Annotated in this window: 21 protein-coding genes and 2 tRNA genes; 8 read left to right on the plus strand and 15 right to left on the minus strand. The window is 53.6% G+C overall.

All coding sequences use genetic code 11. The features are described 5' to 3' along the window. Positions 1 to 7: 7 nt before the first annotated feature. From acnD to GRX64_RS14580, 4 genes are all read right to left on the minus strand, one after another. Entirely contained in the window at positions 8 to 2602 is a 2595-nt protein-coding gene (gene acnD, locus GRX64_RS14565) for a Fe/S-dependent 2-methylisocitrate dehydratase AcnD (RefSeq protein WP_166268477.1), read from the minus strand. A gap of 93 nt (positions 2603 to 2695) precedes the next feature. Further along, positions 2696 to 3820: a bifunctional 2-methylcitrate synthase/citrate synthase gene (prpC, locus tag GRX64_RS14570; RefSeq protein WP_166268478.1), complete on the minus strand. Its 1125-nt coding sequence runs from the start codon at positions 3818 to 3820 to the stop codon at positions 2696 to 2698. Between the two features lie 347 nt (positions 3821 to 4167). Beyond that, a complete protein-coding gene (gene prpB / locus GRX64_RS14575) occupies positions 4168 to 5055 on the minus strand; it encodes a methylisocitrate lyase (protein WP_166268479.1) in 888 nt (295 codons plus the stop codon). Between the two features lie 65 nt (positions 5056 to 5120). After that, a complete protein-coding gene (locus GRX64_RS14580) occupies positions 5121 to 5801 on the minus strand; it encodes a GntR family transcriptional regulator (RefSeq protein ID WP_166268480.1) in 681 nt (226 codons plus the stop codon). A 206-nt stretch (positions 5802 to 6007) separates the two neighbouring features. On the opposite strand from GRX64_RS14580, the gene galU reads away from it, so the two are divergent. After that, positions 6008 to 6844 carry a UTP--glucose-1-phosphate uridylyltransferase GalU gene (gene galU / locus GRX64_RS14585; protein ID WP_166268481.1) on the plus strand — a complete coding sequence of 279 codons (837 nt, stop codon included), beginning with the start codon at positions 6008 to 6010 and terminating at the stop codon, positions 6842 to 6844. Between the two features lie 54 nt (positions 6845 to 6898). On the opposite strand, the gene GRX64_RS14590 is transcribed toward galU, so the two are convergent. Continuing rightward, positions 6899 to 7318 carry a helix-turn-helix domain-containing protein gene (locus tag GRX64_RS14590; RefSeq protein WP_166268482.1) on the minus strand — a complete coding sequence of 140 codons (420 nt, stop codon included), beginning with the start codon at positions 7316 to 7318 and terminating at the stop codon, positions 6899 to 6901. 96 nt (positions 7319 to 7414) lie between these two features. Further along, complete coding sequence (locus GRX64_RS14595) at positions 7415 to 8209, minus strand: enoyl-CoA hydratase-related protein (protein ID WP_166268483.1); 795 nt, start codon at positions 8207 to 8209, stop codon at positions 7415 to 7417. A 335-nt stretch (positions 8210 to 8544) separates the two neighbouring features. Between GRX64_RS14595 and GRX64_RS14600 the strand changes: the two genes are divergently transcribed. The 5 genes from GRX64_RS14600 to GRX64_RS14615 all read left to right on the plus strand — a co-directional run bounded on the left by GRX64_RS14600 (position 8545) and on the right by GRX64_RS14615 (position 12070). Next, positions 8545 to 9609 (plus strand): hypothetical protein, encoded by a 1065-nt coding sequence (locus GRX64_RS14600; protein WP_166268484.1) that lies wholly within the window; start codon positions 8545 to 8547, stop codon positions 9607 to 9609. 90 nt (positions 9610 to 9699) lie between these two features. Further along, positions 9700 to 9894 carry a hypothetical protein gene (locus tag GRX64_RS19635; protein WP_235937701.1) on the plus strand — a complete coding sequence of 65 codons (195 nt, stop codon included), beginning with the start codon at positions 9700 to 9702 and terminating at the stop codon, positions 9892 to 9894. Positions 9895 to 10047: 153 nt separating this feature from the next. Then, positions 10048 to 10776, plus strand: coding sequence for a hypothetical protein (locus GRX64_RS14605; RefSeq protein ID WP_235937702.1), 729 nt, complete (start codon positions 10048 to 10050; stop codon positions 10774 to 10776). A gap of 193 nt (positions 10777 to 10969) precedes the next feature. Beyond that, a complete protein-coding gene (locus tag GRX64_RS14610; protein WP_166268499.1) occupies positions 10970 to 11926 on the plus strand; it encodes a DMT family transporter in 957 nt (318 codons plus the stop codon). A gap of 67 nt (positions 11927 to 11993) precedes the next feature. Next, positions 11994 to 12070: transfer RNA gene (locus tag GRX64_RS14615), tRNA-Val, on the plus strand. Between the two features lie 60 nt (positions 12071 to 12130). Here the strand turns inward: GRX64_RS14615 and GRX64_RS14620 are convergent. From GRX64_RS14620 to dapA, 5 genes are all read right to left on the minus strand, one after another. Further along, the gene (locus GRX64_RS14620) at positions 12131 to 13138 is read right to left on the minus strand and encodes an NAD-dependent epimerase (RefSeq protein WP_166268485.1); all 1008 of its coding nucleotides are present in this window, start codon (positions 13136 to 13138) and stop codon (positions 12131 to 12133) included. Between the two features lie 189 nt (positions 13139 to 13327). Continuing rightward, complete coding sequence (locus tag GRX64_RS14625) at positions 13328 to 14065, minus strand: TIGR04219 family outer membrane beta-barrel protein (RefSeq protein ID WP_166268486.1); 738 nt, start codon at positions 14063 to 14065, stop codon at positions 13328 to 13330. Positions 14066 to 14107: 42 nt separating this feature from the next. Then, positions 14108 to 14821, minus strand: coding sequence for a phosphoribosylaminoimidazolesuccinocarboxamide synthase (gene purC, locus GRX64_RS14630; protein WP_166268487.1), 714 nt, complete (start codon positions 14819 to 14821; stop codon positions 14108 to 14110). A 46-nt stretch (positions 14822 to 14867) separates the two neighbouring features. Next, a complete protein-coding gene (gene bamC / locus GRX64_RS14635; RefSeq protein ID WP_166268488.1) occupies positions 14868 to 15929 on the minus strand; it encodes an NlpB/DapX family lipoprotein in 1062 nt (353 codons plus the stop codon). Between the two features lie 41 nt (positions 15930 to 15970). Further along, positions 15971 to 16846 carry a 4-hydroxy-tetrahydrodipicolinate synthase gene (gene dapA, locus GRX64_RS14640; RefSeq protein WP_166268489.1) on the minus strand — a complete coding sequence of 292 codons (876 nt, stop codon included), beginning with the start codon at positions 16844 to 16846 and terminating at the stop codon, positions 15971 to 15973. Between the two features lie 304 nt (positions 16847 to 17150). Between dapA and GRX64_RS14645 the strand changes: the two genes are divergently transcribed. Then, a complete protein-coding gene (locus tag GRX64_RS14645) occupies positions 17151 to 17624 on the plus strand; it encodes a peroxiredoxin (protein ID WP_166268490.1) in 474 nt (157 codons plus the stop codon). A 58-nt stretch (positions 17625 to 17682) separates the two neighbouring features. Here GRX64_RS14645 and GRX64_RS14650 read toward each other — a convergent pair whose 3' ends face one another. Together GRX64_RS14650 and GRX64_RS14655 are read right to left on the minus strand one after the other, a co-directional pair. After that, complete coding sequence (locus tag GRX64_RS14650; protein ID WP_166268491.1) at positions 17683 to 18762, minus strand: AI-2E family transporter; 1080 nt, start codon at positions 18760 to 18762, stop codon at positions 17683 to 17685. Between the two features lie 30 nt (positions 18763 to 18792). Continuing rightward, positions 18793 to 19020, minus strand: a complete 228-nt coding sequence (locus GRX64_RS14655) for a sulfurtransferase TusA family protein (RefSeq protein ID WP_166268492.1) — start codon at positions 19018 to 19020, stop codon at positions 18793 to 18795. 118 nt (positions 19021 to 19138) lie between these two features. On the opposite strand from GRX64_RS14655, the gene GRX64_RS14660 reads away from it, so the two are divergent. Then, a complete protein-coding gene (locus GRX64_RS14660; protein ID WP_166268493.1) occupies positions 19139 to 20626 on the plus strand; it encodes a M48 family metalloprotease in 1488 nt (495 codons plus the stop codon). Positions 20627 to 20653: 27 nt separating this feature from the next. Here GRX64_RS14660 and nadA read toward each other — a convergent pair whose 3' ends face one another. Beyond that, entirely contained in the window at positions 20654 to 21715 is a 1062-nt protein-coding gene (gene nadA, locus GRX64_RS14665; protein ID WP_166268494.1) for a quinolinate synthase NadA, read from the minus strand. A gap of 217 nt (positions 21716 to 21932) precedes the next feature. Beyond that, a tRNA-Lys gene (locus GRX64_RS14670) sits at positions 21933 to 22008 on the minus strand. Positions 22009 to 22118 lie beyond the last annotated feature (110 nt).

Consider the following 22118-nt stretch of genomic DNA (forward strand, 5'->3'; position numbering starts at 1 on the left):
GCCTTCCTCAAGCAACCGCTTCAGATTCAAGAAAATCTTGGGCAAAGCGCTGCAGTACGCCGCCCGCTTCGTAGATGGACAGTTCTTCCGCCGTATCCAGGCGACAGGTCACTGCAACCTCAAGATGTTCTCCGTCCTGCCGGTGAATGACCAGCGTCAGAGTGGCGCCGGGGGTAAAGTCGCCAACGACATCGTAGGTCTCGGTACCATCAAGTCCCAGAGTTTTACGAGTGGTCCCGGATTCAAACTCCAGCGGCATCACGCCCATGCCCACGAGGTTGGTACGGTGGATACGCTCAAAACCCTCGGCCACAATGGCCTCTACTCCGGCCAGCCGGACGCCCTTCGCAGCCCAGTCCCGGGATGAACCCTGGCCGTAGTCAGCGCCTGCAACGATGATTAAGGGCTGTTTCCGCTCCATGTAGGTCTCAATGGCTTCCCACATGCGCGTCACCTTGCCCTCAGGCTCAATACGGGCGAACGAACCTTGCTTAATCTCACCCTTGTCCAGCACCATTTCATTCAACAGCTTTGGATTGGCAAACGTGGCCCGCTGAGCCGTGAGATGGTCCCCACGGTGGGTCGCGTAGGAGTTAAAGTCTTCCTCCGGCAACCCCATTTTGTCGAGATATTCGCCGGCGGCGCTGTCCAGCATGATCGCATTCGAGGGTGACAGGTGATCCGTGGTGATGTTGTCCCCCAGCACCGCCAGTGGACGCATATCTTTCAATGAACGCTCCCCTGCCAGCGCACCTTCCCAATAGGGCGGACGTCGGATGTAAGTGCTCTGCGGACGCCATTCATACAGCGGCTCAATCTGTGCCTGGGTGTCCCGGGTAATGTCGAACATCGGAATATAGACGTCGCGGTATTGCTGTGGCTTCACGCTCGCCTTTACGATGGCATCAATCTCCTCATCGCTCGGCCAGATGTCTTTCAGCGTGATTGGGTTGCCCTCCTGGTCAGTGCCCAGAGCGTCCTTTTCAATGTCAAAACGAATGGTGCCGGCAATGGCATAGGCCACCACCAACGGCGGCGAAGCCAGGAACGCCTGCTTGGCGTAAGGGTGAATACGGCCATCGAAATTTCGGTTACCCGACAGCACTGCCGTCGAGTACAAGTCGCGCTCGACCAGTTCCTTCTGAATCACCGGATCCAGCGCACCGCTCATGCCGTTACACGTGGTACAGGCGAACGCCACGACACCAAACCCAAGGCTTTCGAGCTCAGACAGCAGATTGGCCTCTTCCAGGTACATCTTTACGGTCTTGGAACCCGGCGCCAGGGACGATTTTACCCAAGGCTTTCGGGTCAGGCCGAGCTTGTTGGCATTCCGGGCGATTAACCCTGCCGCCACCATGTTACGGGGGTTACTGGTGTTGGTGCAGCTGGTGATGGCGGCGATAATGACGGCCCCGTCCGGCATCTTACCCGGTTCGTTCTCCACCTTGCCGGCGATGCCTCGGGCTGCCAGTTCGGAGGTGGGCAAACGAGCATGAGGGTTGGACGGCCCCGCCAGTGTCCGGCTGACCGAGGACAGGTCAAACGTCAATACACGCTCGTATTCCGCGTCTTTCAGGCTATCCGCCCACAGACCGGTGTGCTTGGCGAACTGCTCAACCAGTTGCACCTGGTCGTCGTCACGGCCAGTGAGCTTCAGGTAATCAATAGTCTGCTCATCAATGTAGAACATCGCCGCCGTGGCGCCATACTCCGGTGTCATGTTTGAGATGGTGGCGCGATCACCTACCGTCAGCCTGGAGGCGCCTTCGCCGTAGAATTCCAGATAAGCACCCACCACGCGCTCTTTACGCAGGAACTCCGTCAACGCCAGGACCAGATCGGTGCTGGTGATACCCGGCTGAATGCGGCCAGTGAGCTCCACGCCTACGATGTCCGGTAGGCGCATATAAGAGGCTCGACCAAGCATCACACTCTCGGCTTCAAGGCCACCGACACCTATGGAGATGACGCCTAGCGCGTCCACCATTGGCGTATGACTGTCGGTACCCACACAGGTATCCGCGAACGCGACCCGATCCAGAACCTGAACCACCGGCGACATCTTCTCCAGATTGATCTGGTGCATAATGCCATTACCCGGAGGGATTACGTCCACGTTTTTAAACGCGGTTTTAGTCCAGTTGATGAAATGAAAACGATCATCGTTGCGACGGTCTTCAATGCTTCGGTTTTTCTCAAAGGCATCTGTTTCGAAACCGGCGTGTTCCACCGCCAGCGAATGGTCCACAATCAACTGGGTTGGCACCACCGGATTTACCTTCGCAGGATCGCCCCCTTTCGCGGCAATAGCATCCCGCAAACCCGCCAAATCGACCAGCGCAGTCTGACCGAGAATGTCATGACAGACGACGCGGGCCGGAAACCACGGAAAATCCAGGTCGCGTTTGCGTTCAATGAACTGTTTCAGAGCGTCTGTGAGCAACGCAGGATCGCACCGACGCACAAGATTTTCGGCCAACACCCGTGAGGTGTACGGTAGCCTGTCATACGCTCCAGGCTGGATGTCATTCACGGCAGTGCGCGTATCAAAATAATCCAGGTCAGTGCCGGGCAACGATTTGCGATAATCAGTATTCATGGCAAAAGCTCAATCTATTGGGGGTCAACAGGACGATATCGGGCGCAAAACAGGAACGCCGCAGGGCAACGCCTGCGACTCACCAGAGTTTGATCAGCGCTTGTCGATTGGCAACCATTGCTTGTGTTCCGGGCCGGTGTAATCGGCACTCGGGCGGATGATGCGGTTATTTTCACGCTGTTCTTTCACGTGAGCGGTCCAGCCTGACACCCGGGACATAACAAAGATCGGAGTAAACAGTTCCGTCGGGATGCCCATAAAATGGTAGGCCGACGCATGGAAGAAATCAGCGTTGCAGAACAGCTTTTTCTCACGCCACATCACTTCTTCGCACCGGACAGACACCGGGTAGAGAACCTTGTCCCCGACTTCTTCGGCCAGTTTTTGGGACCATTTCTTGATGATGCCGTTACGCGGATCCGATTCGCGATAAATCGCATGACCGAAGCCCATGATTTTTTCTTTACGTTCGAGCATTCCGAGCAGTCCGGATTCGGCTTCTTCAGGGGTTTTGAAACGCTCAATTAAGGCCATGGCCGCTTCATTGGCACCGCCGTGAAGTGGACCACGCAAAGTGCCAATCGCTCCGGTCACACAACTGTGGATATCCGACAGCGTGGATGCGCACACCCGAGCGGTAAACGTCGACGCATTAAACTCATGCTCTGCGTACAGGATGAGTGACACGTTCATCACACGCTCATGCAGTTCACTCGGCTTTTTGTCATGCAGCAACTGGAGGAAATGCCCCCCGATAGACTCGCAATCAGAGTCGGTCTCGATCCGCACGCCTTCGGTAACAAAGCGGTACCAATAGCAGATGATGCCCGGAAACGCCGCCATCATGCGATCAATTTTGTCATCCTGTTGACTGAAATCCGTCTCAGTCTCCAGGTTGCCCAGCATGGAACATCCGGTGCGCATGACGTCCATGGGGTGCGCGTTTTTAGGAATATGCTCAAGCACCGTTTTCAAGGCGTAGGGCAACGTCCTGAGACTGCTTAACTTGTGCTTGTAAGCATCCAACTCTTGCTGGTTGGGCAACTTGCCGCGCAACAGCAGGTAGGCGACTTCCTCAAACTGGGCATTTTCGGCGAGATCCGTGATGTCATAACCCCGGTACGTCAGCCCCGCGCCGCTTTGACCCACAGTGCACAACGCGGTCTCGCCAGCGACTTGCCCACGCAGGCCTGCGGTATTTGGTTTTTTCTCAGCCATTGGATTCTCTCCTCATTGATCTTCGTATTTTCTATTTTTATCGGATTGATACTGGCCCTGCTAATGTTCCTGATCTTCTGTAGGAAAGGGCTTGGACTTTATGTATGACCACTCAAGTCTTCTCGGCTAAAGCCGCACCTGCAGGGTGCGATGGTCGATGACCTGTGCTCGCACTCCCTAAAACCAGGCCCGGCGTTAGCTTTCCTCTGTCTGCTGTGCGGGAATCCAGCCCAACGGTATTCTTGACACATTAGCCGTGGCGTCGTTAGCCGCGTCCAGTGTCTGAACAGACGCTAAAGATTGCAGTTAAAACCGGACTTACCAGCCATAATCGGCCTGTCCCGGCTTCAGTTCTTTTTCTGCTGGAACAGGGCATCAAGCTTTTGCTCGAACTCGTGATAATTCAGGAAATCATAAAGTTCCATCCGGGTCTGCATTTTATCCACGACGTCTTTTTGGTCACCCTTGTCCAGAATGGTCTGATAAACCTCCAGTGCCGCCCTGTTCATCGCGCGAAACGCACTCAGCGGATAAAGCACCATATCGGCCCCGGCGTCTGCCAATTCCTTCCGATTGTACAGCGGCGTTGCGCCGAATTCGGTGATGTTCGCCAATATCGGCGCGTCCAGGGCATCGGAGAACGCGCGATAATGTTCCAGTTCCGTAACCGCTTCCGCGAAAATTCCGTCAGCGCCCGCGTCAATACAAGCTTGTGCCCGATCAATGGCGGCCTCTAGCCCCTCCTGCTGGAACGCATCGGTACGAGCCATAATGAAAAAATCGTCGTCCTGACGGGCATCGACGCACGCTTTGATGCGATCCACCATTTCTTCTTTCGAGACAATTTCCTTGTTGGGTCGGTGGCCGCAACGTTTTTGCGCCACCTGATCTTCTATGTGCACCGCGGCTGCGCCTGCGCGCTCCATCTCCTGAATGGTTCGGGTAATGTTAAACGCCCCACCCCACCCGGTATCGATATCCACCAACAAGGGCACCGTGGTTGCTGCGGTAATCCGCCTTACATCCTCAATAACGTCATTCAGGCTGGTCATGCCTAAATCCGGTAACCCATAGGAGGCATTTGCAACGCCGCCCCCGGACAAATAAATAGCCTGGTGTCCGACTTTTTCCGCCATCATTGCAGCGTAGGCATTGACCGCGCCTACAATTTGAAGCGGATGATTTGCTTTTAGAGCGGCCCGAAAACGGGCGCCTGGCGAGAGATGGCTGACCATTGCGATGTTCCTCTTTATTGATCCAGCAGATGACTACTATTGAATACGTTTTTTGTATATTTAAATCAAAGACCTAAAGAATTATCTTCGATTTTTTTCTCAATGTTTCTGCGCGCCGCATTGATGTGTCTTCGCATAAGAAATTCGGCTAACTCACCATCGCGCTGGGCGATCGCTTCGGCAATACGACGATGCTCGCTCAGAGCCTTATGAGGACGCCCCGCGGAGGTGCTGAGGCGATAGCGGTACATTCTCACCATGTAGTACAGATCACCCAAGAGCATTTGAGCAAGTTTTGAATTGCGACTGCCTACCGCAATCCGGTAGTGAAAATCATAATCCCCCTCACCTTGGTAATACGCTTGCCCGTGCGCCTTTTCAATCATCGCTTCGTGGCTGTCGAGCGTGGCATGAAGTTCAGCGACTTCACGGTCGGCCATGCGCTCGGCTGCCTGTCGGGCGGCCAGTCCCTCCATGGCCTCTCGAATACGGTATAACTCGAGCAATTCTTCCGGGCTGACTGAAACAACCTTTACTCCGGCGTGGGGACGCCTGACCAGCAAACCCCGGGACTCCAAACGACCGAGGGCTTCACGCAAAGGCCCCCGAGTGAGATTGAAACGAGCGCACAATTCCACCTCGCCTATTTTTTCTCCCGGCGCGAGATCACCCTTAATGATGGCTGTTTGTAGACAATCAAAGGCATCATCCGCTCTGGTCTGGGTTTGAATGGCTGCTTGGGTCATTATTTTGTTAACAATAGTGAGTATTAGAGGCGGAAAACTACGCCTCATAGTCATTTTTGTCAACAATCCGACCCGAAGCGTGTTTAAACATTGCTGACAGGATGCACCAAAAAAACGGAGGATCTTTTCCCCGATTATTTTTGAACTCCGGTACACTGCTAGCCTGTTGCTTTTTATCATAATGCTGAACTGAGAAGGATGCCCAGATGATCAAGAAGTGCTTATTTCCCGTCGCAGGTTATGGAACCCGCTTTCTGCCCGCCACCAAGGCGATGCCCAAAGAAATACTTCCGATTGTTAACAAGCCCTTGGTCCAATACGGGGTCGAAGAGGCCGCCGCAGCTGGCATTCACGAATTTGGATTCGTCACTGGCCGCGGTAAACGAGCCATCGAAGATCATTTCGACATCAGTTATGAACTTGAACATCAGATTGCCGGGTCAGGAAAAGAAAATTTATTAACGTCGATTCGCGATCTCATTGACAACAACAGCTTTGCGTTTACCCGACAAAACGAAATGAAAGGATTGGGGCATGCGATTCTCACCGGCCGCAACCTGGTCGGCGACAACCCCTTTGCGGTCGTGCTGGCAGACGACTTTTGTATGGCCGATGGCGCAGAAGACGGCGTACTGACTCAAATGGTGAAACTGTATAACCAGTTCCGCTGTTCGATCGTCGCCATTGAAGAGGTGCCAAAAGACGAAACCCATAAGTACGGCGTCATTGCGGGCGAGTCCATGAAAGACGGCCTTTACCGCATCACCGACATGGTGGAAAAACCCAGCCCGGAAGACGCACCAAGCAACCTGGCGATCATCGGGCGATACATCCTGACACCGGATATTTTTGACATTATTGAACGCACACCGGCGGGCAAGAATGGTGAAGTACAGATCACCGATGCTCTACTTGAGCAGGCCAAAAACGGCTGTGTGCTGGCGTATAAGTTCAAGGGGCGGCGCTTCGATTGCGGCAGTATCGACGGGTTCGTTGAAGCGACCAATTATGTGTATGAACACATCTACAAGGCCGGCAAATAGTAACCACCGCTTGCCCACCCCGCCCTGGGAGCTCTGAACGGGCGACAGGGCTGATTAACGATTCCCGAGCAATCGCAACACCCTGCGCCGGTTTTCAGTCGTACTGCTTCTGAACCGGCGCAGCAGTTCGACCTCGCTTTCAGGCAACTGCAGACGCTGGAATTCACGGCCCAATAGCACCAAGGCGTCGGTCAGGTCATTGTTATTACTGAATGCCAGACCCGGCAGTTCTAACTGACCGGCATCCGCCAGATCGTCGAAATCCAGCAACTCATCAATGGGTGTGCCGGTTCGCAGACATATATCCAGAAACTCTTCGACACTTGGGTAGGCCCGACGTTTGGGCTCGAAAGACTCCCATCGCTCTACCTGGGACTCGTCAACACCACACAGATCGGCCACATCGGTCAGCGAAAGGCCCCGCGCCTCTCTCATCTGTCTCAGGCGTCGGTAAAAAGACTGCATATACCGCATGCTGGATTTCCTGTAGTTTGCCAACAGCTACCCGACTGGATTCACAACCGACCAAGCCATCGCTTGCGCCCAGAGTGCCCCTTCGGCCTATACCGCTTATAAATCCGACCAGTTTGGCTCACGTATCTCCAACTGAGCCTGACGCGCCTCCCGGTAGTCACCTGCATCAATCAACTGCGCCGCCCATTCGCGCTCAGCGGCAAAGCCAGTTTCGAGCGGCCGCATGCGGGCATGCTCGATTAACTGCTTGGTGGCCCGCATCGCTTTGGGGCTTTGCTTTAACACCGACGCTGACCATTGGCGGGCCTGTTGTTCGACCCGATCAATTTGACACACCTCGTCGACCAGTCCAATCGCTTCTGCCTGAGCGGCGCTAATCGCATGCTCAAAAAGCATCAGGCGCTTTGCCCAGGATTCACCGACCAACCTGGGCAGCAGCTGGGTACTGCCACCAAACGGCAACAGTCCCGAAGACCCGGCCGTAAATTGAAAACTCGCATTAACGGTTGCCAGCCGAAAGTCACAATTTAAAGCCAATGCCACGCCCTCATTAACGGCCGGACCATTGACCGCGGCAATCGTGACACCCGGAAAGCGGCGCAGGGCCGTATACGATGCTGCGAATAGACGGTTAAGACTGGCACCTGTCAAAACATCACCGTCTGCCATCAGAGAGGGAGCCAAGCCACGACAGAATGCGGCCGAGTCCTCCGCAATGACGCCACCCGTCACAATGAGGCAACGGCAGTCGCCCGTTCGATTCAAGTCAGTTAAGTGATCACTGAATGCCGTCAGCGCGGGCAGTGTCCAATAATTATCAAGGCCACCGCCCAATGCAATAACCGCTAACGCCCCTTCTCTTACCAGTCTGACCTCATGATCATCTTGCAAACAGCTCTCTCCTCCATCGTCATCGCCCTGGTCGTTTAATATATGCCAGAACACGCTGTACTGATCTTACACCCGAGATGAGGGTGTTCTGAAACTCTCTTGCAAAACCAGAAACTCTCTCCTCAAGACAAAACCTGCGAGAACTTTTTGGTCTCTGCCAATGAGCCCTCCCGTCCCGAATGAATACTGCGGCTAATAGTGAACTGCATCACGGTTCGGCCCGGTAATCAGTCAATTAGCCGTTATTATTTGATCACTGAGCTGAGTGTTTGTATTTTCCAGATAACAAAAATAATTGAACCGGCATTCAATCATCAGCCGGTCGGGAGTCACAGATGCGCTTTCGAGGTCCGATAGTTGTTTTACTGATGGCAGCATCCGCTGTCGGAATTGGCTGGGCCGTTGCCGTTGATAACGCGGCCATACGCCCGATGCCGGCTCAATCCAACTCAGTGACAGCCACCAACTTTACCGCGCCCAACAACTTAGTACCCGCCAGCAAGCCTGCACTCCCAGCACCTGAGCCGCCCTCGGACAGCGCTCTTGGCTTTATGCTGGTGCAGGTTTCGGAGCAATACCAGCACACCTCCCGCTATCCGAGTTATTCAGTGCCACTCACCAAAGACCAAGCCGATGCCTACGCAGGCAATCACTACAACCCCATCGTATTACCCCTGTCCAATGGCGGCGAGTTTACGGTATCCCTTGAAAAATACCGGTTTACCAGAGGGGAGACGCTGCTGATAGTTGCAAGCCTCAGCGGCCCTATGGTCGTAGGCCACCGAATGTCGGCGCGACTGGAAGCCACAGCACACAGCGAACGAGTTGCCACTACCGAGTTGTCAGCCGCTGAAGGCGGCTTTATGGAAGGCGTCATTGATAGCGATATCACGCCAGGGGAATACCGTCTTATCGTAGCGGCGACGGTAGACGGCAAACCGCTTCGTCACGTGTCCACGTTGACCATCGAGCCTGATCTGGGAAGGTTTGAGGGCATCGGATCAGTCCGCATTCAGGACAATGACCTGGTCATTCCGTTTGAGTTTGCTGCCAAAGAGAGTGGCTACTACGCCCTCAGCGGACAGCTTTTTAATAATAACCAACCGATTGCACACCTGACTGCCGAACATCAACTGACCAGCGGGCACCATGATATCCCATTGAAGGCTCACGGTTCTGTGTTGGCTTCCCACGAGATTAACGGGCCAATGCAACTCAAAAACCTGCAAATTCGCCGGCTGCCTATGCGCCCCGGAGACCGCACTGACTTTGCATTTGGCCCCGATGACGGTTTCGAATTTTCGCCACCCGACCTCGATTCACTGATCGACGAGCCCGCAAGGGACCCGCTTTCCCAGCAACGCGTCACGCTCTTAAAAAACATGGCGGGGAAATTCTAATCTCTGCAGGAACGCAGAGTCGACAATCAAAGGGAGACACCGCGAGGAAAATGACGATAACAACAACGAAAGTGCCTAAATGGAGTTAATATGAGAACAATAACCAAATCGGTAGGAATGGCAGCACTACTGGCGACATCCCTTCTATCAACATCAGCCAATGCCCAGTTAGCCGGCCACAACGTGGTGCTTGTGCACGGTTTCCAGCAAGAAGACCTGTCATCTCCACCGCAGAACCTTCAGGCTGTCAAAAACAACGGCGCCGACTATTGGCGTACGTTCTGACTGGCCCGATCCGATGCCCGCATCGATTGGGGCAGTGATGGTCGCGTCGAGGGCCGTATTGCGCAACAAGCCTATCAACAGATAAAGACAATCAGCCAGCAAGGTTTGTGCAACAATTTTTGCGTTGTTGTCTCACACTCAACCGGCGACCTGGTGACCCGGTACATTCTGGAAAACCAAGCACGCTGGCTGCAAGCAGACGGACTACCACCATTGAAGATTCTGACTGCGCTTGATTTTTCCGGAGCAGGTGGCGGAACGGAGTTAGCGGATCTCGCAGTGAATGTCGCCTATAACGACAGTTGGTACCTTGCACCAGTGAAGGCGGCTGTGAAGGCCTTCACCGGCATTGACCCACAACCCACCAAAATGGGTGTGGTGAATGACTTACAAACCAACTCCGCTCGCAACCTGGCGGTGGCGCCCAACAGCATTCCACGACTGCGTTTTGTTGCTGGCGGGTCCAGTTACGGTGGCATTACCAAACCCTTTATTGCCGGCACGGATGACGGAGTGGTCCCAACCCACTCATCATGTGGTGCGACGTCTGCCAACGGCATTGACTCGTGTACTTCCGGCCTCAGTCTCGGCGGCAAAGTGTCCAGCCAGAACGGCCCCGGTAGCCTGTACTGGAATCACTTTCCCATCCTGATGAACGAGGGCGCAAGTCATAGCGGTGTCTTGGGGAGCGAAACCGGCAATATTTCAGTACCGGTTGTGAATAACACTACTTTGAATGGCTTGCGGGTCGACTTTGCCAGCCGCACCTACAATCAGCGCGCCTGGTGGCAGTGGTGGGGGAATGGCGACCAGTACATAGAGGTGCCAGGGTCGGCCAATACCGACATGTCATCTCTGGTATTCAACACGTTGAATAACTGAATGGTTCGAGCCCATGGATGGGCTCGCCTATTCCTTTTTTGGCACCGTCAACGCCGCTCTTCAGACCCACACCCGAATCCCATTCTTGCAGCGATCTCTTACTTTTTGCCAAGCTAATTCGCATCCTAACCATGTTAAGGTTGTGGGCTACACACTGACTACATGCCGGTTCGGAGTGCCACCCATGATGCCCATAACCGATGCCCGAAAGTCGGACCTTCTACTGGTGGCCACCACCCTGTTAGCCGCCGTCAGCTGGATGTTCTCCAAAGAGGCCGTCCAGCTGATGCCACCGTTATTATTCATGGCGGTTCGATTCCTGATTGCCGGTCTCTTGCTGGCGGTAGTCGCACACCGGCATCTGACCCGCATTTCAACCGACCAACTGTTTCGATGCGTTCGCGTCGGGCTCGTGTTTGGCACCGCCATGTGTTTCTGGGTAATGGGGTTGTTCCTGGGCACCCACGTAGGTGAAGGCGCCTTTCTGACCAGCCTGGGAGTGGTCATCGTGCCCATCATTGCTCGCACGCTCTTTAAAGAGGCGCAACCTGCCAGTACCTGGTTGGCGATCCCGGTTGCGATAGCAGGTCTTGCCATGTTGTCGCTCAAAAATGGCTTCCGCCCGGAGGCTGGGCAACTGTTTTTTGTCGGCGCGGCGTTTATCTTTGCGTTGTACTTTACGCTCAACACACGGGCCGCAAACCCTCGTCTGATAACCGACAGGGCCGGCACAACCCGTCAATTGGAGCGCGTGCCGGTGTTGCCGCTGACGGCAATTGCATTACTGACGGTTGGATTGGTAACAACAGTAATGTCTGCTCTCCTGGAGCCATGGGTTTCCACCTTCCAAGCTTTCTCAGTTGAGTTAGCTTGGTGGATTATTGCCAGTGCGGTGATTGGAACAGCCGGCCGGTTTATCGTTCAAACCTACGCCCAAAGTCTCTCGAACCAGAGCCATGGCGTGGTTATCATGGTGCTCGAACCCGTCTGGGTTGCGTTGTTCGCTGCGGGTTGGTTTGATGAAAGCATGGGTTCGGTTCAGCTTGGCGGTTGCAGCTTGATCTTTACAGCTCTGCTGATTAACCGTTGGTCAGTCTTAAGGAAGGTGCTCAAAAGCTGGTTAGCCCATGCCCCGCGATCGAAAATTTAACCGCTAAGCCAACAAAGAGGTTGACCGGCGAGGTCAGGATCAGTATATTTCCTCCCCGTTGCGGTGTAGGACCATAGCTCAGTTGGTTAGAGCGCTGCCTTGACATGGCAGAGGTCGGCAGTTCAAATCTGCCTGGTCCTACCAATTAAAAAACTCCCTTTCGGGAGTTTTTTTGTTTGTGGAAATTGTCAGATCACCCGACGGTCACACCTTGTAGAAATCCCGGTACCAGTCCACAAAATTGGCGATGCCCTGCTCTACCGGTGTTGCCGGCTTATAGCCCACATCGTCTATCAGTGCATCCACGTTGGCGTAGGTGGCCGGTACATCGCCGGGTTGCAGTGGCAGGAGATTTTTTTCAGCTTTTCGCCCCACCCGCTCTTCAATAATCTCAATGAATCGTGACAATTCAACTGGGCTGTTACTGCCTATATTGTAGATTCTGTATGGCGCTTTACTTGTGCCCGGATCAGGCTGCTGCCCAGACCACTCAGCATTGGGTGTCGCGACGCTGTCCAGTGTTCGGATAACCCCTTCTACGATGTCATCTACATAGGTGAAATCGCGCTTGTGATGGCCATGGTTGAAGACATCAATAGGTTCTCCTGCCAGAATTTTTTTGGTGAAAATAAACAACGCCATGTCTGGACGACCCCAGGGACCATAAACGGTAAAAAACCGCAGCCCTGTGGTTGGCATGTTGTAAAGGTGGCTGTAGGTGTGGGCCATCAATTCATTGGCTTTCTTGGAGGCCGCGTAAAGGCTCAGGGGATGATCAACATTGTCATGAACGGAGAATGGCATGGCTTCATTCGCGCCATAGACGGAGCTGCTGGACGCATAAACCAGGTGCTTTACACCATTATGGCGGCAACCCTCAAGAATGTTCATGAAGCCCACCAGGTTCGCATCAACGTAGGCATTTGGATTCTCGATGGAGTACCGCACTCCGGCCTGAGCCGCTAAATGAACAACGCGCTCGGGCTTGTGCTCTCGAAACACCGCTTCCATGGTTTCCCGATCGGAGACATCCTTCCGTATTTCGGTGAATCCCGCCTGACCAGTCAGACGTGCAAGACGGGCTTCTTTCAGATTGACGTCGTAATAATCATTTACATTGTCGACTCCAATCACCTCATCGCCTCTATCCAACAAACGGTGAGCAAGGTGTGAACCAATAAATCCGGCGGTACCCGTTACCAGAATCTTCAAAGCTATCTCCCTGGAGTCAGTCAAAAATCGTCTTGATGTCGGCGCCTAGTTTACCGAACAGCTGCACACTATCGCACCCTGAATTGACGGGCAGAATGAATTTATTTAATGAGAACCTGTTTAGCTAACGAAAACTGGACATAAAAAAAGCGCCCGGAGGGACGCTTTTTTTTTATCGATCGACGTTCCTCAGAACGTGACACCAAGACTGGCGAACGGCCCATCGATGTCGATATCGAGTTTATCGTCACCGTCTTCGTAATCGACGCTCATCTGACGATAACCCGCCCGTAATTGCACAACTGACACCTCATACTGGGCGTAGGCATTGTAGTCGAATATCGAGTCACCGCTGTAACTGATGCCATTGCCTTCCGCGCCGATGGAAACACCGGTCAAAGGTAAGTCAAAACGAGCAGCCAGGTACCCCATGGGAAGCACTGCCTTGATCTCGGTGCGACTGGCATTGTTGCCAGGGAAACGTTCTTCTACCAGCAACTCTCCGTCAAGACTACGAACGGTCAAACCGGCATCGAGGTTCACCCAGTTATCAAGCAGCTCGTAGTAAAGCGTGACGTCGATCTGATCAAGCTCCAACTTAGAGTCAACCTGTGCACCGGAACCGATGAGATCGAACCCACTCGAACTGACTTCACCACGACCGGTTTGCTTGATAGAGGTGTAATTCAATCTGACGTTGGGCAACACCGGTACCGGGTGCTCAAGGTAGGCGCTCAGGTTCGCATTTGAATCACTGTCCAGATTCAATTCATCTTCCACGTCCACCGCCGAGCCTTTATTGACAGCTTGTCCGGAAAGTTCAGAGTCCCAGTAGCTAACGCTGGCACCCAGGCCTACGACATCGGCACTGGCGAACGGCGCAGCGATTAACAGCGAAGTACCAGCCACAAGAATCAGTTTACGCATACAACAACCTTCTGATAATTATCGAATAACCGCCGACCAGACTCAGTCAAACTGAATGCCCAAACGACGACCAACTTCCTCATAGGTCTCGATTACGTCACCGAGTCCCTGCCTGAAACGGTCCTTGTCCATCTTCTTTCGGGTCGCCTTGTCCCAGATCCGACAACCATCGGGACTGAATTCGTCGCCCAACACAATCGCGCCACCGGCACGTCCAAATTCAAGCTTGTAATCCACCAGCAACATTCCGGCGTCTTCAAAGAGCGATTTCAGCACATCGTTAACCTTGTACGTCAGTGCTTTCATCTGCGACAGTTCATCCTTAGTCGCCCAACCGAACGTTACCGCAAGCGATTCATTCACCATAGGGTCGTGTAACGCGTCGTTTTTCAGAAACAGTTCATAAGTTGAGGGCGTCAATGTTTGCCCTTCCTCAACTCCGAGCCGACGGCACAAACTGCCGGCGGATACGTTTCTTACCACGCACTCGACCGGGATCATATCGAGTTTTTTGACCAGCGATTCCACCGGCGACAACAACCCCTCAAAATGGGTTGGCACTCCTGCCGCGTCCAGCTTTTCCATGATGAACGCATTAAATCGGTTGTTCACCATGCCTTTACGATTCAGTTGCTCCTTTTTTTCACCATCAAAGGCCGACGTGTCATCTCGGAACAACAGTATAAAACGCTCAGGGTCATCGGTCCTGTAGACCGATTTCGCCTTGCCTGCGTACAGCTCATCGCGCTTTTCCATTCATGCTCTCCAGTTGTCGCAGGCTAAACGGCCTGCAGCCCCAGTGTTAATAAAGATATTCAAACAGCTCGGAAAGGAGTCGCTTTGAGCGATCGCTGCCGTCGTAACCATCCGCTTTGCCCGTGGTCACCAAAATCCGCTCTTGCTGTGTTTCGAGTCGGACATAAAAGGTGTATACCGGTTTCGGCTCGTCAGAAAACCAACTGAACCAGCCCAGATCCCGCTCTTCGTCTGTGCGGTAGTCCACGTAAAACTGTCCGATACTGCGATCCAGATCAACCACCGGTATCTTGGCTTCTTCCAGCGCACGGCGAACCTCAGCCCAGGCGCGGTCGAAACTCACATTGATCTCCATGGCCGGTTCTCCAGCATCGGTCACCATGGTCACTTTGGGGGCCGACGCCATCGCCAGCGCTGCTCGTGAGTAGGATTTACTGTCCTCCCGGCTCTTTAAAAAGCCGGCCAAATCCGCCAGCAGTGATTTTTCAATAGCCGGGTCCTGAGGCTCTGATTGCCATTGCACCAATTGTTCAGGACTTTCGCTCGCCAAGCGCTTTCGCACTTGAATTTCAGTGGTTTTGCGACGAACTCCCGGCGTCACCCTTGCCTGTACAAACACCATCGGTTCATCACTATCGATGTCGGACAGCTTCAGGAGCGTGCGGGCACGCTCACTGAAATTCGCCACATCACTTTGTATGACTCCCAATTGAGTGCTGTCTTCGGCCACGCCCAAGCCGCGGTCATTGAAGAAGGCAGCCACCGATGGCCAGACCCTGCCCGGCACGTCGTTAACCAACACCCAAGACTGATTGCCCACTTCTTCGATGATGTAGTTCTCTTCAAGTATTTCCGACGTCATATCCGGGGGCCGGGGTATATCGGAAGGGTTGAGCTTGCCACCATTACTGGCACCAATGGACCGAATCGGCAAAGCGTCTGTATTACGCTCCATGACCTGGCCGTCACCCAGTACCAGCGGTGTTCCCGCCGGTTCGTTTACATACTCTTCAGAGCGGTCGTCCATCAAACTGCACCCTGTAACACCCATGGCGAAACATAAGCCACATACCGGGCCTGACAGGGCCTTTTTCAACTGCACAACCATTGAGTTACTCCAAAGAGCCAAACGTAAGGAATCGGTAGCGTTCAGAGGGCACCTGACGCGATAAGAGCATCTTCAACTTCACCGCGGAATTTTTCGTCCAATGGTGTCAGTGGCAGGCGAATGCCCTCACCGATCAGCCCCATGCGTTGCAAGGCCCATTTGACCGGAATCGGATTTGCTTCGAGAAAGAGCTTGCGATGCAGTGGCATCAACGACTCATTGATTCGGGCAACCTCGTCCTTATTGCCAGCGATCGCTGCCTCACAAAGCGCAGACATACCCCGCGGCGCCACGTTTGCGGTTACTGACACGTTGCCTTTGCCCCCCGCCAGCATCAGATCAGCGGCGGTGGCGTCGTCACCTGAATAAACCACGAGCCGGCCCTCGACTGCACGAATCAGATCTGCTCCTCGCGGGATATTACCGGTGGCATCTTTGATACCGATGATATTCGGAATGTCCGCCAACCGTTCAACCGTATCATTCAGCATGTCGCACGCAGTGCGGCCGGGCACGTTATAGAGTATCTGATTGACGGGTACGGCCTCAGCAATCGTGCGGAAATGGCGATAAAGTCCTTCCTGGGTCGGTTTGTTGTAATACGGTACAACAAGCAAGCAGGCATCAGCCCCGAGTTTATGAGCTTCTGTGGTCAACTCGATCGCCTCACGGGTGGAATTACCACCAGTGCCGGCAATCACAGGGATGCGACCATTGACCCGTTTTATGATGTGACCGACAACCCGACAATGCTCATCAGGATCCAGCGTTGCGGATTCGCCGGTCGTACCGACGGCTACAATGCCATGGGTTCCATTCTCTAGATGAAAGTCCACCAGGTTGTCCAGGTGCTCCCAATGAATATCGCCATTCGGGAACATCGGCGTTACCAGTGCGACAAGGCTACCAGTAATCATAAAAACTCCGTCGGAATAAAAGCGTAATGGTAATGTTGGCAGAGAACCGACACAAGGGAGGCGCCCAACAAATCGAAACCCTCAGCACAGAATAACCGCGTCGAACCGGTTCGCGTGAAAAGAAGCCGCCCATCGTGGAAGCTGTTTTAAGCGTGACCCGCTGAACATCGAGCTATCATGAGGGTTTTGTAAGACTCGGCATCCACCATGTTTTTTAGCCCCAGGGCATTGATTTCCAAGCATTCAGAACCCATCAAAAAAATGCTTACCTCCGAATCTTCAAACACTCTACTGGAGTATACCCATGCCAACCGTTGAGCTTAATCGGCCAGTGCCGGATTTTACCGCAGTTGCAACTCGAGACAAAACAATACAACTCTCTGAATTCAAGGGGCAATACAACGTCGTTATCTACTTCTACCCGAAAGATAACACGCCTGGATGCACCACCGAAGGCCAAGATTTTCGTGATCGTATCGATGCCTTCAGCGCCGAAGACACGTTAATCTTTGGCGTATCCAGAGACGGTCTGAAAGCCCACGAGAATTTTCGTGCGAAACACGATTTTCCGTTTGACCTGATCTCCGACAAAGACGAGGCCCTGTGCCAGCTTTTTGACGTCATTAAGCTGAAAAAACTTTATGGCAAAGAATACATGGGCATCGACCGCAGTACGTTTCTGATCGACAAACAGGGCGTACTGCGAAAGGAATGGCGGAGCGTTAAAGTGAATGGCCATGTGGATGAGGTGCTCGAAGCCGTCAAAAATCTTACATAAACAAGAGGCAGGCGGGTAGCAACAATCCGCCTGCCTCTTGCCGTTGTAGGCCGGTCCGTTATGGCTGATCCAACTCCGGAGCGACCGAGGAATTCTTAACGGGCCACGCCGAAAACACAGCCTTGAGCATGGTCGCCAGCGGTATGGCGAAAAACACCCCCCACAGCCCCCAGATACCACCAAAGAACAACACCGCAATAATAATCACCACCGGATGCAGGTTGTTGACCTCCGAGAACAGGACGGGCACCAGAACATTACCATCCAGGCCTTGAATAATACCGTAAATCACCATGACCCAGATAAAGTGACTCCCCCATCCAAAGGCAAACAAAGCGATAATGGCCACAGGCACCGTCACCACCGCCGCGCCGATATAGGGTATGACAACGCTGATCCCCACCAGCAACGACAGCAAGGCAGCATACGGCATACCCATCAATTTGAAGCAGACATAAGTGGCGCCGCCCACGATAAGGATCTCTACCGCCTTACCCCGCACATAGTTGGCGCACTGGATATTCACCTCGTTCCAAATCCTGTGCATCATCGGTCTCTGGTGCGGCAACATCCGCCCCACAGCACCCAATAACAGGTTCCGGTCTTTTAAGAAGAAGAAAACCAGTATCGGTAGCAACACCATGTAAATCAGCAAGGCCACCAAATCAGGAATGCTTGAAATCGAGAACGATACCAACACCTGCGTCATTCTCGCGGCTTCACCCGCCACCTGTTGATAGATATTGTTCACCTGCTCGATGGAAATCAGGTTTGGATACTGCTGGGGTAGCAGCTCAAAATACGTCTGCATTTCCCGAAAGATTCGGGGAGTTTCACCTGCCAGCGAGGTGACCTGAGTCCAGATGATGGGCAGCAAACCGAACAGAAAACCAATAAGAGTTCCCAGGAATACCAAAAAAACGCCAATAATGGATACAATTTCGGGTACGCCGTGAGTGGTCAGTTTTGTCACCAGGCCCTGTAAAATAAAGGCAATGATCACGGCCGCAATAACCGGCGCCAGCATATGGCCAAACATGACAACGACCAAGGTGCCAAAAACCAGCAGAAGAAACAGGATAACGGCTTCATCGTCTGAAAAATATTTATGCGCAAGACCGCGTATAATTCTTACCATCTGCGTCTCCGGGCCTTCAGGAACAAACCTCTACTCTCCACGTCGTATAACGAAACGGTAATGGCCACCAGATTCCGACGTGCTTACAAGCACATGAGATGATAGCTTTAGAAAGGCCGGAATATCACGCGCCGACCCTTCATCTGTCGCGATGACTTCAAGCTCCTCACCAATTTTCATGGCATTGAGCTGAAGCTTGGTCTTTAACAGCGGCATCGGGCAAATGAGTCCGGATGCATCCAGAGTGAAATCGGCCATAATTTGGTGATACTGCGTCGCGTCTACGATGGAATGTTGGTTTTATAAAATGAGCGGTGCATTATGCCGGTGAGTGTCCGGCATTGCACTGATTGTCATCAAGTATATCAGGCAACCTATGAAATTCGTTCGTGCATTAGCTTTCCATGGCGTAACTGGCCACAAAGCTGCCAGCCTCTTGATATCAGCAGTGTTGGCACTGCCTGCACCTTCCGTGGCATTCGCCAATGAAGACCTGCTACCCACGCTAGGAGGCGTGGGCGGTGGCCTGATCTCAGATCAGCAAGAAGCTGATATTGGCCAGCAGGTCATGCGCTCGCTCCGCCAGTCTGCAGACCAGGTGCGAGACCCTCTCGTCTACGATTACCTTAGCGCCATTGTTTACCGCCTGATCCCTTCCGTTCCCATCAAAGATAAACAGCTGTCTCTGGTGGTCATCGATAGCCCGGCAATTAACGCCTTTGCCGTGCCCGGCAATATAATTGGCATCAATGGCGGCCTGTTTCTCAACGCCCAGACCGAGCAGCAATTCTCATCGGTGATCGCGCATGAATTGGCGCATTTGAGCCAACGGCATTTTGCACGTCGGCTTGAGCAGCAAGAGACCAGCGCCCCACTGACCATCGCCGGAATGGTGGCCGGCATTATCTTGTCTGCGGTTACTAAATCCGACGTTGGCATTGCCGCGATCGCAGGTACCCAGGCGATGGCCATCCAGAATATGCTGCAATACAGTCGCGCCAATGAACAAGAAGCCGATCGCGTAGGCCTCGACATCATGGCAGACGCTGGCATGAACCCCCGCGGCATGCCTGAGATGTTTGAAATCATGATGCGTCAAAACCGATTGCAGGGTAACCAGGTACCAGAATACCTTTCCACCCACCCGCTGACCCAGAGCCGGGTGTCGGACAGCCGGAGTCGTGCTGAGCAGTACAGCATGACGGATGTTGCTGATAAATTGGAATACCACTTGGTGAGAGCCCGATTGCAGGTTCATTACACCCGCACACCGGAAGATGCGGTGAAGGTATTTGAAGACTACATCCGCTCCAGCTCAAACCCGCAGGCAGATGCGGCGCACTATGGACTTGCCGTTGCTTACCTGGCCGCCAACCGGCCGGGAGATGCGTCGAGCCTGCTTCAGGATCTGTTGTCCCGTCAACCGGGGCGCATCACCTATCAAGTCACTCTCGCCGAAGCGCTGCACGACCTGAAGCGGTCTGATGAAGCTCGTGAACTTCTCAAAAAAGCACTCAACCGAAACCCTGGAAATTTCCCCATCACCGCCATGCTGGCGGATGTAGAGCGCGACGCCGGAAACCCTCAACAAGCTGCGGACTATTTGCGAGGACTGACGCGGGACTTTCCTCAGCGTGAGGATATCTGGCTCAAACTCGCGGAAGCTGAAGGCCTGGCGAGAAATATAGTGGGCGTGCATCGGGCGCGGGCGGAATATGAATTGCTGATGGGGGATCTGGAGGCTGCTCAACGTCAGCTCAGGGAGGCCCAGGAAAAGATCTCGCCCGACGCCCCCATGCGGCAGATCATCAATGAGCGGCTATCTCAGGTATCCCAAGCGCTGATACGACAGCGCCAACAATAGGCCTGAACTCGATCACCCGCTCAATTCTTACTGGGTGACCACCGCTTTTGGGGCATTGGCTGCGGTAAAATCAAGCATTCGGCGCAATGGTTTCAGCGCCTGCTCTCGCAGCTCCGGCGCAACCAGAATTTCCTGTCCGCCATGCTCCAGCACCTGCAACAGGTTTTCCAGGCCGTTCATCGCCATCCAGGGACAATGGGCGCAACTTCTGCATGTAGCGCCATTACCTGCGGTTGGCGCCTCAATCAACGTCTTGGCCGGAGCCAACTGCTGCATTTTGTAGAAAATGCCATTGTCGGTCGCCACAATAAAGCGCTCATTCGGCAAAGTCTGCACGGCATGAATCAACTGTGATGTCGAGCCCACCACGTCGGCCATTTCAACAACCGCGTCAGGTGACTCCGGGTGCACCAGAATTGCGGCGTCAGGGTAAACAGCTTTGAGATCTTCAAGCCCGCGCGATTTGAATTCTTCATGCACGATGCAGGAGCCGTCCCAAAGCAGCATGTCAGCACCCGTCGTTTTCTGAACATAGTGGCCCAAGTGCTTGTCCGGCGCCCAGAGGATTTTTTCCCCGCGGGCATCCAGATCCTCGACAATTGCCTGCGCACAACTGGACGTTACCACCCAGTCCGCTCGCGCTTTAACGGCCGCGGATGTATTGGCGTAGACCACGACAGTGCGGTCTGGATGTTGGTCGCAAAAGGCCGAAAACTCATCGGCAGGGCAGCCAATGTCCAATGAACACGTCGCCTCAAGGGTGGGCATAAACACGCGTTTTTCCGGGTTCAGAATCTTTGCGGTTTCGCCCATAAACTTGACGCCGGCCACCACAACCGTTGAAGCCGGATGCTGATTACCAAAGCGAGCCATCTCCAGAGAATCTGCAACACACCCACCGGTTTCCTCGGCCAGACGTTGAATGTCAGGGTCCGTATAATAATGCGCGACCAGCACTGCATCACGGTCCTTGAGTGCCTGCTTGATTCGAGCCTCAAGCTCTTTTCGCTGGGCCTCACCCACCGGCTTAGGCTCCGCCTCGTGCGCCAGATGTTCCTGAACCAGAATTCGGTCTTTAGATCGTGTCATTACGCCTCACCTTACCTATGACGTGCCATGGTCGACGCCAGTATACCATTGAACAATGAAGTGACATGGGCCTGTAACACCCTTGTGTTTGACGCTTCCATTCTTGTTTGTATGTGCGTGTTTGTATGTGCGGCTATAATGGGCAAAAAAAAAGAGCCCTCAGGCTCTTTTTTGAGACTCCGGGTGTCAGTCTGGCTGATACTAACCGGCGTCAATTTGGTGGGTCGTGATGGATTCGAACCATCGACCAATTGGTTAAAAGCCAACTGCTCTACCAACTGAGCTAACGACCCAAAACGGGTTGGCCTCGCGGCCCGACATTCGTGTTACACACCAATATCGCTAATAATGGTGGGTCGTGATGGATTCGAACCATCGACCAATTGGTTAAAAGCCAACTGCT

Source organism: Marinobacter caseinilyticus, from assembly GCF_011074955.1.
In the GTDB taxonomy this organism is placed as follows: domain Bacteria; phylum Pseudomonadota; class Gammaproteobacteria; order Pseudomonadales; family Oleiphilaceae; genus Marinobacter; species Marinobacter caseinilyticus.

Bases quoted from the DNA above. Each gene is read 5' to 3' on its own strand.
- GRX64_RS19635 (WP_235937701.1), top strand. From the start codon at position 9,700: ATGAGAACAATAACCAAATCGGTAGGAATGGCAGCACTACTGGCGACA.
- GRX64_RS14590 (WP_166268482.1), bottom strand. From the start codon at position 7,318: ATGCGGTATATGCAGTCTTTTTACCGACGCCTGAGACAGATGAGAGAG.
- purC (WP_166268487.1), bottom strand. From the start codon at position 14,821: ATGGAAAAGCGCGATGAGCTGTACGCAGGCAAGGCGAAATCGGTCTAC.
- prpC (WP_166268478.1), bottom strand. From the start codon at position 3,820: ATGGCTGAGAAAAAACCAAATACCGCAGGCCTGCGTGGGCAAGTCGCT.
- GRX64_RS14600 (WP_166268484.1), top strand. From the start codon at position 8,545: ATGCGCTTTCGAGGTCCGATAGTTGTTTTACTGATGGCAGCATCCGCT.
- dapA (WP_166268489.1), bottom strand. From the start codon at position 16,846: ATGATTACTGGTAGCCTTGTCGCACTGGTAACGCCGATGTTCCCGAAT.
- nadA (WP_166268494.1), bottom strand. From the start codon at position 21,715: ATGACACGATCTAAAGACCGAATTCTGGTTCAGGAACATCTGGCGCAC.
- GRX64_RS14580 (WP_166268480.1), bottom strand. From the start codon at position 5,801: ATGACCCAAGCAGCCATTCAAACCCAGACCAGAGCGGATGATGCCTTT.
- GRX64_RS14655 (WP_166268492.1), bottom strand. From the start codon at position 19,020: ATGGCCGATTTCACTCTGGATGCATCCGGACTCATTTGCCCGATGCCG.
- GRX64_RS14645 (WP_166268490.1), top strand. From the start codon at position 17,151: ATGCCAACCGTTGAGCTTAATCGGCCAGTGCCGGATTTTACCGCAGTT.
- galU (WP_166268481.1), top strand. From the start codon at position 6,008: ATGATCAAGAAGTGCTTATTTCCCGTCGCAGGTTATGGAACCCGCTTT.
- GRX64_RS14660 (WP_166268493.1), top strand. From the start codon at position 19,139: ATGAAATTCGTTCGTGCATTAGCTTTCCATGGCGTAACTGGCCACAAA.
- prpB (WP_166268479.1), bottom strand. From the start codon at position 5,055: ATGGTCAGCCATCTCTCGCCAGGCGCCCGTTTTCGGGCCGCTCTAAAA.
- bamC (WP_166268488.1), bottom strand. From the start codon at position 15,929: ATGGTTGTGCAGTTGAAAAAGGCCCTGTCAGGCCCGGTATGTGGCTTA.
- GRX64_RS14625 (WP_166268486.1), bottom strand. From the start codon at position 14,065: ATGCGTAAACTGATTCTTGTGGCTGGTACTTCGCTGTTAATCGCTGCG.
- GRX64_RS14650 (WP_166268491.1), bottom strand. From the start codon at position 18,762: ATGGTAAGAATTATACGCGGTCTTGCGCATAAATATTTTTCAGACGAT.
- acnD (WP_166268477.1), bottom strand. From the start codon at position 2,602: ATGAATACTGATTATCGCAAATCGTTGCCCGGCACTGACCTGGATTAT.